Genomic DNA, 12901 nt, shown 5'->3' with positions numbered 1-12901 from the left:
CGTGTCCGAGCCAACAGTCGGCGCGATTCCGGGACTGCCAACAGCGTTACCATCCAAACTGAGGATTGGTTGATTCGACGCGTTATAAGTAATAGTTAGACGATGCCCATAGATTGCATCTGACGTATATGTTTGGTCTATCCCTTGATACCGGATCCTCAGCGTCACCTTCATTGACGTAGGAACGTCTGTTACGTCCTGCAGAGGGTAGGCAGTATTCTGCAGAGGGGGCGCCGTATAGTGCGGGATCGCTCCGTAGATCAGGTCGATCGATTTTTCCGCCCACCACATCATCTATTGTGGCGGTCGGCATGTTCGCGCGAAGATAAGCCGCAAGGTTATTGGCGTACGTTGTGAGGTTATTCCGGATGTTCGTTCGATTGAGATTCTGCACGTAATTTGCGTTGATCGTCGCACCGCTCGTGGCGGAACTGAGATACGCAGACGCGCTGTACCCGGTCGTACTGGCACTGGCGAGATCGATGCCCGTCTTAAACGAGTGAGTTTTGAAGCTGGGATCGAAGTAATAGGACGTACCGTCGATGACCGTCTTCACCCAGATATGGCCAACGGACACATCGACGAGTGCCGACGTGTTGCCCGGGCATTGTCCTGCGTTCACCGCTGTCGCCGCATAGACGGGAATTCCGCCCTTACCTAACAGGTTCAGGACCGCACAGGCATTCGACGTGTCAACGCCGTAAAGGGAATTGAGCTGAGCCGCGGTGTACTTGATCACACCTGTCGTGAAACTTGCTGTGTAACCGGATGCTCGCAGGAGGTCGACCATCAGCATGGCTTGATCGTAGACTGTCCCGTAATTGTCCAATAGGGTGCCGAACGAGCCTTTCTGGGTGCCGTAGATCGGATAGACTTCGGCATTGTTGTGGACGTACTGATAGATGACGTCCGGGTTGTAATTCAGAGCACGCGCCAGCTCAGCTATCGACGCCGGACCTTGAGGACTCGCGTTTCCACCGGCGCTCAGGGCACTCGTCTTGGTGTCGCGTATTGAGGGAGAAACGGTCTTCGTTTCTATCGCTGCGCCTCGATTGACCGTGGGTGAAAGTACTACTCGCCTGCGAGATTGCTCCCACTCCTCGCCCGAAATCGGGAACAAGTCAGCGGCATTTCTCCCAGGTCCCTTCATGTTGGCGAGAGCCGAGAGGCGTTCTGCCGAATACGTGATAGCGGGCTTCCCACTCGAGAAGGTGACCGGTTGTCCCACCCCGGTGGAAGATGGTTCCATGCCTACGTAGTGCTTCCCGGCCTTCGCAGTTGGTTGCACACCCAACATCCTTTGGGCTGGCGACTTTTGCGCGATCGGCGGCAAGGCAGATTGCATTGGCTCAGCGACGCTATGAGACCCGGTTACCATTAGACCGCTCAGGAGGACGAAACCGACGGAATTATGAAAAACGACGCGCGGCAACCTGGACATAGCATCCCCTAGATAAAAATTCATTACTTCGGATTGCAAAATAGCTAGATTCGACGCATGCAATACGTGCACTGCGTGGTGACGCAATCAGACGCTATGGGGATGTGGTGGAGACAGACGTACGGTTACCCGATGCGTCGTAGTTGTAGATAACCGTTGTGGTACTCGAGCCGTTATTGAATACGGCCTTCGTTAAACGCCCCAGTGGGTCGTATGTGTAGCTGATCGACCCGGAGCTTGCGACAGCACTGACGCCGATCAGCGCCAGAGTCAAAGTTCCTCGGATGAAAGAGTGCGCTACTCCCCTGCCCTGGCGATGGCCAAGCTGGAATTTCGGACGACGCATGTTGCCCCCGGATGCACCTGTTGTACTAATTTGTCACAAAGTGCACAAGGCAAAAGAAAGACCGTCTCCCTACGCCTGTTTTGCACCTCGGCTCTCAAGGCTCATATTCTGAAACATTTTGAAATAAACATATCAAAGCATAGCGTCTCCCGATACTTTGGGTATACGCGTACACATGGTGACTTCGATCGGCATCAATTCCATTAGCGCTCCCATGAGCCCTCGGAGTCGGCGTCCACGAGTGGCGCAGCCTCCGATTGAATTTTCTAGACCCCAAGCTGCTGCAGGAGGCGCCAATCCGCGGTGCGTAGGCGCTGCCCGTCGAAGTCAACGTGAGCAGCGCCTTGGCATCCCGAGGCTGCCAGGCATGCGCGAGGCTGTCGCAAGCATAGAGTTCGCACCCGCAGTGCGGCCATTCGTCGACGTCGCCGATCTGGCGCGCGGTGCGGCCTGATCGGCACGGCCTGTAGGTGCTCGCGCGCGAACGCAATTCGCTCACTCGCCCGCGGCAACCGGTGTGCCGCGCTTTGGCTGGCGGCCGCCGCAGTGCCCGACCGGGTTCTGCTCCGCGGCACCGAGCGCAGCGACGCGGTGCCGGCGCTGCCGCAGACCTCACAAGGCAACGAGATCGTGACTGACTACAACGCGATGGGCTTCACGCTCGGTCGGCGCCCGCTGGCCCTGCTGCGCGATCGGCTGGCGGTCGATGGCCTCCAATCGGCCGCGCAGCTGGCGACATTGCCCAGCGGCCAACTGGCCCACGCTTTGCGGACTGATCGCTGTGCGCCAGCGTCCTGGCACGGCCAACGGCGTGCTGTTCATGACGCTCGAGGACGAGACGGGCCAGGTGAACGTGATCTTGTGCCCGGGCCTCCTGGAGAAGTTTCGGAAGGAGGCGCTCGGCGCAGCGCTGCTCGCGGTCTACGGCCTATGGCAGGCAGAAGGCAAGGTGCGGCACCTGATCGCGCGAATTGCTCGGGGCGCTTCCAACATCCGCGAGAGAGTTCTGCCGAGTGATTACGGTTACCAATGGACTCGCTCGCGTGGAAGGTTCGATGTACTTCGATACGCTAACTTGATTTCACGATTCGCTCGCTAAGCTGGGCGATATTACTTCCCCAACCGCGATCGGAGAGATTATGTCGACCTACCAGGAGCTGCTCGCCCAACGTACCGCCCTCGAAGCGGAGATCGATCCGGCGAAAGGCGCGGCACGGGCAAATGCGTTGACCAACGTCCGCCAGCTCGTCAGCGAATTCAATATCAACTCACGTGAAATCTACGGTGTACATCGGAAGAGCACGCGCCGCCGCCCCAATCCGAAGTATCGCGATCCCGAAACCGGCGCAACATGGAGTGGCCGCGGGCGCCCGCCGGCGTGGATCGAAGACAAAGACCGTGTGCCCTTCGAAATCGACCAGCATGTCGCCCGCTCTTGAACTGCGCGTCAGCGCTCGATACATTCACGGTGCATTCCTCAAGCGTGTCGAGTGCGAATTTAGCGCGGCAGCTTGCTGTCCCCTCTCGTTGTTGTCTGCGATATGAATCTTGCCCCAACCAGTGGTCGCCCTGACTCGGACGTAGACCCGGTCTGGTACGCGCACGCGCTCGCCCTCGCCACCGAAGATTTGCGACGCGTCGCGACTTTGCTGACCAAACGCTACATCAGCGCGGGCCTCGCTCACGCGATTAGCTGGCCGCTATTGCTCGAGATCGAAGAGCAGGCGTTTTCCGATCTGGCCTTTCAAAGCCGCAACGATCCAGCGATCGTCGCCGCGCTCCCGCGGATCGGACCGGCTACGATGCCGGGCGTCGATTTCAGTGGCCTCATCGACTGGAACCATACCGAACCGTCGCTGCCGATCGTCTATCAGTGCGTCCGAGCGCTTCTGGTCGGTGTGTCCATTTCCGGGAACGGGCGGAACTCGGTGTGAACAGCGTGCTCGGTGCGCTAAACACGTCGATTGCCGGCTCCTGCATGCAAGCCCGGGTACACGATCGTCCGTCCCCTTTGGAGACGAGTAACGCGAATCGTAGATTCGCGTTATGCTTGGGGTAACCAATATTCAGTATATAAGATCGAATGGACGAACCGACTCTCTGGCTGTCGGCACCGACCGAGGCCTATCAGCAATGGCAGCGCACGGAAGCCGCAGGCGCCGATCGGCGCGCATTCTCGCCGCGGTCGATCGTCCAGCACGAAGCGATGTTCGAACGCTTCATGCGTCACCTCGCCGCCGCTCAGCTGTCGCTGGCCACCTTCGGGCCGGACCATCTCGAATCCTTCTTCGCCGATCTCGATCGCCGATGCAAACCCGGCACAACGACACGCCTGCGATACGAGAAACTCCTCGACCGACTCGGCCGACATCTCGTCGACATCGGCGTGCGGAAGTCCAACCCAGCGGCCGCCTATGCCCTGACGCAAACGTGGCCCGACGACGAACCCGTCCCGGTGTACCTGCCCGAGGCCGACGATTTTCGACTGCAGACGTCGATCCGGTCCATTGACGGGCTGGACGATCGCGCGTTGCGAAACCGCGCCATCGTTGCTTTGTTGCTCTCGACTGGCGTTACCGCGCAAGAAATCCGACAGGCGGCCGCCGTCGACCTTGACCTGTCGCCAGCGCGGCCGCACCTCCTTGTACCGAAGCGCGGTCCCCGCGAAGCGCGTCGGGTCAACGTCAGCGAGTTCGCCAAGCCGGCGCTCGCGCGGTGGCTCAGCCGCTCGGCGACCGCCCATAGTCCCCTACTGTTCCCATCTCCCCGTGCGGCCGGCCCGATGACGGACGAGATGCTAGGCCGAATCGTTCGCGACGAGCTTCTAGCGGTGGATATTCGTGTTCCCGATATGAGCCCGCGGACCCTACGAAACACATTCGCTCGACGCCAGCTGCTCGCCGGCAGAAGCAATGACGACGTCATGCGGATGCTTGGCCTGACTAGCCAGCGGACGGTGATCCGCATTCGGACGACCATACCGACCGGGTCGCAAGATGCCCTCAAGACTTGACTTCCCCGCAGCCTCGATAGCCTGAAGAAGCCAGCACGTTCGCTGGCTTCTTTCTTATTGGGGTATTAGATATGGACTACGTAACGAAATACGCGGACCTGGTCTGCTTCTCACACGGTCGCATATTCATCTGCCGGTACCGGTTCCTGACGCTTGCCGCGAATCCGAAGCAGCTCATCATCCAAGTCGAGAGCTACGCCGACCGAAGGGATCCTCTGATCGCCGATCACATTGTCCGCGATGGAATCCTCAATCGTATCGCCGACCGCGATCTGGTCGGCATCCCGTTCGACATGTTGTGCGTCGTATTGAGCAACGCTGGCCAACACAGCGTCGTTTTCGTCGAAGCCGACCTTGAGGACTACATTCATCGCGGCCATCCTTACCAGCGAACACCGGAGCGCGCTGCAAGGGGCCGTCATATCGAGCGAATCTCAATCGATTCACGGCATCTGGTGGTCGGGAAAGCACGCCTGCAAACCACGCACGCGACGCCAACCCCAGCGTCCGATGACCTCGTGCCAATTTTGAACCTGCCTGCGAGCGCGTAGCATGTTGACTACCGAATAAGCACAACTTGGCGCGCGGCTTGCGCGCCAACAACACCGGCGGCCCCAAAAAATATAAGCCCGACACATGAGTGTCGGGCTTTGTGGAAGATCGCTGCTTTCCTTCAGGCAGCCGGTGAGAACAAATCGACCGGCGCCAGGTTCAGCATCGTCAGGTGCTCTGAGTTCGAGATCGCGCGGTCAACGAGAAATCGATCCAGCTCCGTCGCCGTCAGGTTATGACGCTCGGCGAGATGGGCGAAATACTGCCCTCGCTTGGCCATCTCCTGATACCGTCCGGCCATCCCGCCAGGTAACCTAACGAAGCCTTCGTTCAACCAGAACCGAGCGGATTCCATACCACCGTGTTGCTGGGCCTTCACGGACCAGCCGGCGTCGAAGCTGCAGGTCACGAACGCGCAGGCCGCCTCACTGTCCACCTCGAACTGATCGCTCTCTTCGAAATAGACAATCTGCTCCCCTGATTTCGTGCGTGCATATCGGCCGAGCCGATCCGGATAGAGGTAGCGATTCCACTGTTCTGCGCCGTAGTCACGAAGGCCATCTGTCGGCACCTCGGCGTCGTACGAGCCTACGAAGAACCACCCGTGATGAGGGATGTCAACCTTCGGCAACGGCTCGAGCACCGGAACGTGGTAGCGTCGGCCGAGGCGATGCACGTCAAACCAGACCGACAGCGCCGGGAAAGCATGCGGTGCATAGTGGTGCATAGAGAGATAGAAATCGATCGCCACTAACTGCGCCGGTGTGATCATTTCGAACTGCACCTCGCTGAGAGCCCGATTCTCCGGCGTGTCTGGTATCTCGCCCGCAGCCAATGCGCCCTCATGCTGCTCGGCACGTTCTACCTCGAGCACGTCGAGCGTGAGCAGGTACTGCAGCAATCGGAGCCGTTCCCGATACGATAGGACATCAGGCTTGACCGCCAAGTACCCGGCATCGCTCAGCTTCCTGCCGACGAGCTCTCGGCGACTGAGGTCCCACTGCACCGCAACCAGATAGTTCCGGAAGCGATTCAGCCCTTCCAGATGCTGGTGGGCCGGCTCCTTCACCATCGACTCCATAGAGCGATCCCGGTCACCGGACACGCAGCAGAACGCGCAGCCGAAGCGGGAGCCGCACGCGGCACGCGCGCCGCCGTCGCCAAGAATCACGCCGCACGTCCCCTCATTTCCGGCGCGGTAGAGATCCGACAGGCGCCGAATCGACGCGGTGGAAATCGGCGAGGGAAACGGGCGGTGCGCTTCGTCAGCGAAGAGCGAGAGCATTGTCCAAACACAGTCGGTGGACCACTCGGCAATCGGCGCAAATGTGAGAAATCCGTCCGCGTTCCGGACAGGTCTCAACGCATTCTCGTCTCGGGCCGCCATGGCCGTTGCGCGACTACCGCTTTCACCGAATCTGTTGCCGAGGATAGTGACCACCTCCCTACTGCCGCCCGCGGCCGCCGAGCGCTCGAGCCCCGCCCTCAAGCGGTTCTGCGGATCGACCTTCCAGTCGGCCGCACACGCACGTATGCGCTTCCCGTTCTTCACCCCGTTTTCCGGGGTTCGGGGAAGCGTGCCGCGGCCGATCGTAGCGACGACAAACTGGGATGCCAAGGATGGTTTCGCCACGTGCACCTCCACCGGCCCGCCGGCATCGGCGTATGCGTCTCGAATCTCGTCGAGCATGACCTGGAGGTGCCAATGCATGCTTGGATTTTCGATTGTCGTGTCGGCGCTTGTCACGAAGTGCTTGCGCGCCACTTCCGCGCCGGCGCGGCGCACTGCCTCTAACATAAGGATCGCCGTGCAGGTCGAGTCCTTGCCGCCGCTCAGCGCGCTCGAAAGTGTGTACCCCTGTCGGATCAGCACAGCGAGCGCGTCGATTGCCGACTCAATCTTCACGAGAATTTCAGAAACCATGTACTGCTCCAGTAGCGCAGAACAGCCCCACGCGGGATCTGCCCCGCGTGGGTTATGAGGAAAATTGCAATCAGGGCGTGCGGTACAGATAGCCGCGAGCCGACACCGCATCCCAGTTTTTCAGGTACGCATCGGCGACACGCGTGTCGCCGCGCACCACCACAACGTTCTCCGCGTTGTACTTGGCCGCTTGCTGCGAATAGTTGTAGCTCCCAGTCTGGACGGTCGCGCCGTCGACAACAACGTACTTCGAATGCTGCGCAGGGAAAACGCTCACGGTCCGGACCGGAACGCCGGCGTACGTGAGTGCTCCCGACGCCGAACGAGCTCGTCCGCTACGGTCCTCCGAGAGGTTGCTGCGCGCGTCGACTGTGACCGCTACGTCAACTCCGCGGTGCTTCGCGGCAATAAGCGCACGCGTCACCGCCGGAGCGGTGAATGAGTACGCCAGAACGCGAATCGACTGGTGCGCTTCCCCGATCGTACGAAGCACGAGGTCCTCTGCTCCGCCATCGGGCGAAAAACCCACTTCGACGCTCGGTGGGGTCTGCGCTTGCGCTCGCCCAGAGAACACGATCGCAATGCAACAGCACAGGGACGCCAGAACCAATGCCCAACAGATTTGCTTCTTCATCAGAGCCTCCTATCGTCGATACGGAAAAGGCCCCGATCTCTTTCGAGAAGGGGGCCAGAAGTTTAGAGATTTAGATGCAGGGCTTACGCTGCCCCGCGGGAAAAGTACGGAACTTGCCATCCTTGCAGATGACCGCGTCCGTTTTCATGGGCGACCGCGTAGTCGCCGCGGTCTGTGTCGTCACCGCATAGCGGTAAGTCGGCGCAGTCGGTTGGCCGCCACCGTGCATCGCGATCAACAGCATCACCAGGTTCGTTATCCCGTTCACCGAGCATTCCTCCGTCGATGATTCAGGATGCAGCGACAGCCGTAGCCGCCACCGTCACCCACTGCCCATTTACCAGCACATCGCGCAGCCGCGAGCCGTTCAGCTCGTAGACGTGCTCCGTACCCATGCGAATAGGTTTCGGACGAATCGAGACCGTGAGGCTTCGAACACGATCAGCAGATGTCGGCTTCATTTTCATTGCGTTCCTCGAAAAAGAAAAAGGCGAGGAACGCCCCTGCGGGGAACGTTCCCCGCCTGGGTTGAAAATGTGTACTGCACTACCTCGCGAGCGCGGCCACGTCGATGACCGCATCAGCCTCGGCAATCAGGTCCGGCGTTTGCGAAATAAAGAACTCCCGCGCATAGCCGCCCTGACGCAGAACCTCGCGCTTCATACGCATGAACTGCACCTTGCGGTCGAGATCTAGCGGTCCATCCGACTCGTCGCTGAAGAGCGTCTCGTACGGTTGTCCCGCATTACCCGCGATGTACAGAGCGACGCCACGTGTCAGGCATTCGTTGATCCACACCTTCTGACCACCGGACATCACGCCGACCGCCTTGCTGCTGTCGCTTTCTGCGTCATGCACGAGGATTTCAAACCCCTCGCGCGTTTCGCCACTGGCCAACGTGCGTTGCGTCTGGATCTCGACCGTGAACCGCGTGCCGTAGCACGCAAGCAGCAGGTCATTTACCGTCTGCGTCAGCGCCGGGCCCGCGTCGTCGATCGTCAGCGCGATCACGCCATCATTGCCGAGCCCTTTCGCCAACAGCTTCCACTTCGCGATCTCGTCCGAGATCCGCTCCGCGAGTGCCTGCGTCGCCGAGAAGCCCTCGAGCTCGCGCTCGAGCGCCACAAGCGATGCTTCACCAGTAGCCTGACGCCGGATCAAGGCCTCGATCGTGGCATCCAGGCTCGTGCAGACCTCACGTTGAGCGACCAATAGGCGATCGACGTCCGCAATTGCTTGCGCCACGTCGACTGAAGCCAGACGCGACACCTCCGCATCGACCTCTCGCAACAAGCCATTGAGCCGCGTCGCCTCCGTCTCCCGACGTTTCGACGCCTCGACTCGCTCGACTTCGAGCGATTCCAGTTCGGCCTGGCCCTGTTTCATCGCGACTTCGGCTGCGTCTAGCAACGGCTTGCGCGCGGCGAGCTCCGTTGCACGTTGAAGCGCCTGCCGGTTCGCCGTGACTTCCGCATTGACGCGTTGCAGTTCGGCACGTTTCGCCGACATCGCCTCGACAGCCGGCGAGAGCTGGTCCAGCTCCGCCTTGTGGCTGCGGTAGCGGGTCCGAAGATCATTTAACGAGATGGTCTGGACAACCACCTGCTGTGCGGCGCTCCTCGCCTGCGCAAGCAATGGGCACGTCGTGTGAATGTCCAGACCGGCACACGGCACCGATCCGATTACCGACGATTGCTCCGTCAGGCTCTTAATCAGATCTGCCTTCGTCGTTCCCTCCGATTGCAGGCTGGAGAGCGTCGATCCGACCGTCGCTGCGCGAAGCCGCTTCGCATCGAGTTCGTCGATCGCGCGCTGCAACGGTTCGATTTGAGCCTCGACCTTGCCGAGACGAAGCTGAGCCTCATCGCGATCCACCGCAGCGCGAAGAATGGACTCACGTTGCCGAACAACCGCTTCATGGCCGGCGATCGTGTTACGGATCGTCGTCACACGCTGCAAGAGCCGTTGCTGCTCCGTTTGCCCATCACGCTCCAGCGCACGAAGCGAAGTCTGCAGCTCAGTGCGACGCGTGCCCAGTTCTCCGAGGCGCGCCGCCGCACCAGCGTTTTCGCTTTGCTTGGCAACGAGCACGGCACGCTGCTGCGTGAGCGTCGCAATCTCGGCCTGGACAGTCGTGCGCTTTTCGCGCGCGGCCCCGATCTGGGAAGCATCGTCGGCGATTGCCTTGCGAGTCTGATCGACGCGCTCACGCTTTCCAGAAAATGCCGTGAGATCCTGCTGCACGACGGCGAGTTGCCGACTGAGCACTTTCGCAACATCTGCCGCCTTCGTCGACATGGCACGGAGGTGATCGATCTTCAGCAGCTCGGCGAGCAATGCCTTAATCTCGCTCGCACCGTATGACGCGAGCGGCCGGCGGTTTTGCGCTGAGAACACGCTCGTGAAGAACGATTCGAGTGAACCGCAGATCGCATCGACGCATCGATCGTAGGTTTCGCCCTTGCCGTCCGACACGGTTCCGTCGGGCAGCGATACGGGCCGCCACTCGCCATCGATCGAGCGATAGAACAGGAAGTAGTCCGCCTTGCCGGTCTTGCCTGGCTTGCGGAATGTGAAGGTGGACCGATAGCGCAAGCCGTCGTGCTCCCAGTCGAATTCCTTGCGCGCCTGCACGCCGTAGATGTGATCCCAGTAGGAGAACGCATCCACCGAAAGCTTCGACGCGCGCGACGGCATGATCCGGTACGGGTGCAGGTTGTCCATGATGGTCGTCTTGCCGGCACCATTCGGCCCCGTCAACGCGATCAACCCTTTGGGCAGGGAATCCAAGTCAAGTTCGACGCTGTCGCGCTTCATCCCGTCTCGGACCCCAGTGAACCCTTCAAGCAACAGTCTCAGTGGTCGCATGACAGGATCTCCGCGAGCGAGATGGGCTGCAGATAGTCGTCGGGCAGAAACGGCACATCTTCGTCGTCGATCGTCAGCGTCGGCTCGGGCCGAGTAGCCGGCTTGCCCAACGTGCCTTCGACGGCGGCCTGCACCGTTCCACAAACTCGGCGAAACGTGTCCGACGTCTGCTTGAGCAAAGAGTCCCAATCCGAGCAACCTGTGAGGATGCGCAGCTCGCGACCCGACCACTGGCCTGAATAGCCCGAGTCGAATGACCAGAGCAGGTTCTGCAACTCAACGCCCGGTGTGACCACGATCTCGGCCTCGTCGGCGTCGACGACGTGCGTCAATACCAGCATGCCGTCGCGCTGTGCAATGACCGCGCCTCGTCGGGCGCCAAATGGTTGGTGAAAGAGCGCTGCCGTGCATCCGCCGTAATCGACGAGAAGCTTCTGCAGCGATTTGGCGTCGGTCGACGCGTTGAAGGATCGGGTCCAACGGACACCCGCAGGATAGAGACCAAACATGAGCACACTCCAGTTTGAGACGGAGTGAGCCCATGCCGGGAACACGCCCCGTCAGGGTAGAAAGAAAATGGATGCAGCGATGCTGCGTTCGATGCGCCGACAGGCGCGGGGTGAACCTCGTTTCGATAGCCGCGCGGGCTATCGGAACACGGCTTGTGTTCGAATTGGACGGAAAACCGTCGGTCGGCGGGACTAGCCCGCAAACAGGTCATCGGTGAGCCACGACGGCTCATCGGCAGCTCTCGGTGCATCGGACACTGCCGTGGCCGCAGTTGCGGCGTACGGTAGAACCGATGCAGCGGCCGACGGGCACGGATCTTCGCCTGCCGGCGCGCTGCCGTCGGCTAACCGCGCCAAAATCGAATCGGCGATCGCATCCGGGTCGCCGGTCTCGAGCATTTGCAGCCGATCAACCAGCGGCTCAGCGTCGACATCGGTCAGCTCACACCAACGAGTCAACTTCGCTTCAGCCGTCGGTGCAGTGCTGATCCCTGATGCGCGGCTGCGAATCACCGGAAGTACGCGCGGCTCGAGCTTCACGGCCGCCGCCGTCGAGAACATCGCTTCGATAGCCTTCCGATCGACGAGCTGCTTATGCTCTTCGTCGATCTGCCAGCGAATGCGCACGAACTTCCCGGCCGACGCCGCCGCGAGTGCTTGCAGCTCGGACGTGTCGGGCGGCCCGTCGAACGCAACAGAAACCATCTCGCGCGATGGTGTCGGGATCAGGACGGCCCGCGCATCCGACGCGGAGACCTCCCACGACAGGTAGCCTTTGTCGCCAAGCTCGCCGTAATGGAAACGTCCGATCGATCCCGGATATCCCACGACGCGCCCCTCGCGCTCCCATGTCTGGAACTTGTGGATGTGGCCGAGCATGAACGCCGAGCATTCCGCAGCAAACAGCCCGCCGAGACTGAATTCGTGATCGAACCCAGCCATCGTGACGCCGTGCTCAGTCTCACACCCGTTGACTGTCCCGTGCGATACACCAACCGTCGGGACGCCCGCCGCGCGGAATTTCGCATTTGTCCGGCCGGCAGCCGCCAAGAATTCCGCGAGCGTATCTGGCAGCTCCGTAGAAGCTACCAGTGCGCCCACGCGCAGCGCCAGATCGGCTTTGTTCATCGTCGGCAGGCAGGTGAAGACCACCTCGGGCTCGCATTCCATGTGATGCCGGATCTCGTCTTCATCGAAAACCGCACCGCGCGAAAACCAGAAGTTTCCGTCGTAGAGTGCGACCTGACAGATCCGATCCGCTATGGCCACTGGATACCGCGCGCCCATCAGCGCGAAGTTGTCCAGGGTCCCCGGCGGCTCGTGCGAGAACGTACCCTGCAGCATAAGCACTGGCATCGCTTGCGCGAGTCGGTGCACCTGTCTGGCCAGCGCGTTCAGCGCCGGGGCGTGGGCATCGAGATGGTGGTCTGTCGAGTCACCGCTAATCACCGCCACAACAGCCTCGCGCACGATGGCGTCACCCACCGCATGCGAGAAACACCGGTCGACCTCGTCGAGGTTTCCCGGCGAATAATGCAGGTCAGAAAAGTGCGCGATCTTCATCGACGCCTCCAGAAAAAGAAATGGCCGCCCAAGGGCAGCCAGAGATAGGTC

General features: G+C 60.8%; 11 protein-coding genes and 1 pseudogene. 4 read left to right on the top strand and 8 right to left on the bottom strand.

The features are described 5' to 3' along the window. Window positions 1-82: 82 nt before the first annotated feature. Window positions 83-1249 (bottom strand): hypothetical protein, encoded by a 1167-nt coding sequence (locus tag BST28156_RS08610; protein WP_146123011.1) that lies wholly within the window; start codon window positions 1247-1249, stop codon window positions 83-85. An 878-nt stretch (window positions 1250-2127) separates the two neighbouring features. Between BST28156_RS08610 and BST28156_RS35165 the strand changes: the two are divergent. From BST28156_RS35165 to BST28156_RS08585, 4 genes and pseudogenes are all read left to right on the top strand, one after another. Next, window positions 2128-2866, top strand: a pseudogene (locus tag BST28156_RS35165) (error-prone DNA polymerase); the annotation flags it as partial. A 60-nt stretch (window positions 2867-2926) separates the two neighbouring features. Then, a complete protein-coding gene (locus tag BST28156_RS08595) occupies window positions 2927-3226 on the top strand; it encodes an H-NS histone family protein (RefSeq protein ID WP_038442147.1) in 300 nt (99 codons plus the stop codon). 102 nt (window positions 3227-3328) lie between these two features. Beyond that, on the top strand, window positions 3329-3721 hold the full coding sequence (locus BST28156_RS08590) for a DUF2471 family protein (RefSeq protein ID WP_038442145.1): 393 nt from the start codon (window positions 3329-3331) through the stop codon (window positions 3719-3721). 149 nt (window positions 3722-3870) lie between these two features. Next, complete coding sequence (locus BST28156_RS08585; RefSeq protein WP_038442142.1) at window positions 3871-4800, top strand: tyrosine-type recombinase/integrase; 930 nt, start codon at window positions 3871-3873, stop codon at window positions 4798-4800. Between the two features lie 110 nt (window positions 4801-4910). Here BST28156_RS08585 and BST28156_RS08580 read toward each other — a convergent pair whose 3' ends face one another. The 7 genes from BST28156_RS08580 to BST28156_RS08550 form a co-directional block, all read right to left on the bottom strand. Further along, complete coding sequence (locus BST28156_RS08580; protein WP_155633387.1) at window positions 4911-5171, bottom strand: hypothetical protein; 261 nt, start codon at window positions 5169-5171, stop codon at window positions 4911-4913. A 302-nt stretch (window positions 5172-5473) separates the two neighbouring features. Further along, the gene (locus BST28156_RS08575; protein ID WP_060095014.1) at window positions 5474-7276 is read right to left on the bottom strand and encodes a phosphoadenosine phosphosulfate reductase domain-containing protein; all 1803 of its coding nucleotides are present in this window, start codon (window positions 7274-7276) and stop codon (window positions 5474-5476) included. 70 nt (window positions 7277-7346) lie between these two features. Next, the gene (locus BST28156_RS08570) at window positions 7347-7910 is read right to left on the bottom strand and encodes a phospholipase D family nuclease (protein WP_038442131.1); all 564 of its coding nucleotides are present in this window, start codon (window positions 7908-7910) and stop codon (window positions 7347-7349) included. 290 nt (window positions 7911-8200) lie between these two features. Next, window positions 8201-8377, bottom strand: a complete 177-nt coding sequence (locus tag BST28156_RS08565) for a hypothetical protein (protein WP_167541817.1) — start codon at window positions 8375-8377, stop codon at window positions 8201-8203. Window positions 8378-8456: 79 nt separating this feature from the next. Further along, window positions 8457-10778 (bottom strand): nuclease SbcCD subunit C, encoded by a 2322-nt coding sequence (locus BST28156_RS08560; protein WP_038442127.1) that lies wholly within the window; start codon window positions 10776-10778, stop codon window positions 8457-8459. After that, window positions 10766-11287, bottom strand: a complete 522-nt coding sequence (locus tag BST28156_RS08555) for a hypothetical protein (protein WP_038442125.1) — start codon at window positions 11285-11287, stop codon at window positions 10766-10768. The genes BST28156_RS08560 and BST28156_RS08555 overlap by 13 nt, the downstream gene beginning before the upstream one ends. A 192-nt stretch (window positions 11288-11479) precedes the next feature. Further along, the gene (locus BST28156_RS08550; protein WP_038442124.1) at window positions 11480-12850 is read right to left on the bottom strand and encodes a metallophosphoesterase family protein; all 1371 of its coding nucleotides are present in this window, start codon (window positions 12848-12850) and stop codon (window positions 11480-11482) included. Window positions 12851-12901 lie beyond the last annotated feature (51 nt).

This window comes from Burkholderia pseudomultivorans (assembly GCF_902499075.1).
In the GTDB taxonomy this organism is placed as follows: domain Bacteria; phylum Pseudomonadota; class Gammaproteobacteria; order Burkholderiales; family Burkholderiaceae; genus Burkholderia; species Burkholderia pseudomultivorans.
This window is presented reverse-complemented; position numbering and strand designations above follow the sequence as displayed.

What these genes read in the sequence shown, in the direction of transcription:
- BST28156_RS08595 (WP_038442147.1), top strand. Translation starts at nt 2,927, where the DNA reads ATGTCGACCTACCAGGAGCTGCTCGCCCAACGTACCGCCCTCGAAGCG.
- BST28156_RS08575 (WP_060095014.1), bottom strand. Translation starts at nt 7,276, where the DNA reads ATGGTTTCTGAAATTCTCGTGAAGATTGAGTCGGCAATCGACGCGCTC.
- BST28156_RS08550 (WP_038442124.1), bottom strand. Translation starts at nt 12,850, where the DNA reads ATGAAGATCGCGCACTTTTCTGACCTGCATTATTCGCCGGGAAACCTC.
- BST28156_RS08590 (WP_038442145.1), top strand. Translation starts at nt 3,329, where the DNA reads ATGAATCTTGCCCCAACCAGTGGTCGCCCTGACTCGGACGTAGACCCG.
- BST28156_RS08580 (WP_155633387.1), bottom strand. Translation starts at nt 5,171, where the DNA reads ATGAATGTAGTCCTCAAGGTCGGCTTCGACGAAAACGACGCTGTGTTG.
- BST28156_RS08570 (WP_038442131.1), bottom strand. Translation starts at nt 7,910, where the DNA reads ATGAAGAAGCAAATCTGTTGGGCATTGGTTCTGGCGTCCCTGTGCTGT.
- BST28156_RS08555 (WP_038442125.1), bottom strand. Translation starts at nt 11,287, where the DNA reads ATGTTTGGTCTCTATCCTGCGGGTGTCCGTTGGACCCGATCCTTCAAC.
- BST28156_RS08565 (WP_167541817.1), bottom strand. Translation starts at nt 8,377, where the DNA reads ATGAAAATGAAGCCGACATCTGCTGATCGTGTTCGAAGCCTCACGGTC.
- BST28156_RS08560 (WP_038442127.1), bottom strand. Translation starts at nt 10,778, where the DNA reads ATGCGACCACTGAGACTGTTGCTTGAAGGGTTCACTGGGGTCCGAGAC.
- BST28156_RS08610 (WP_146123011.1), bottom strand. Translation starts at nt 1,249, where the DNA reads ATGGAACCATCTTCCACCGGGGTGGGACAACCGGTCACCTTCTCGAGT.
- BST28156_RS08585 (WP_038442142.1), top strand. Translation starts at nt 3,871, where the DNA reads ATGGACGAACCGACTCTCTGGCTGTCGGCACCGACCGAGGCCTATCAG.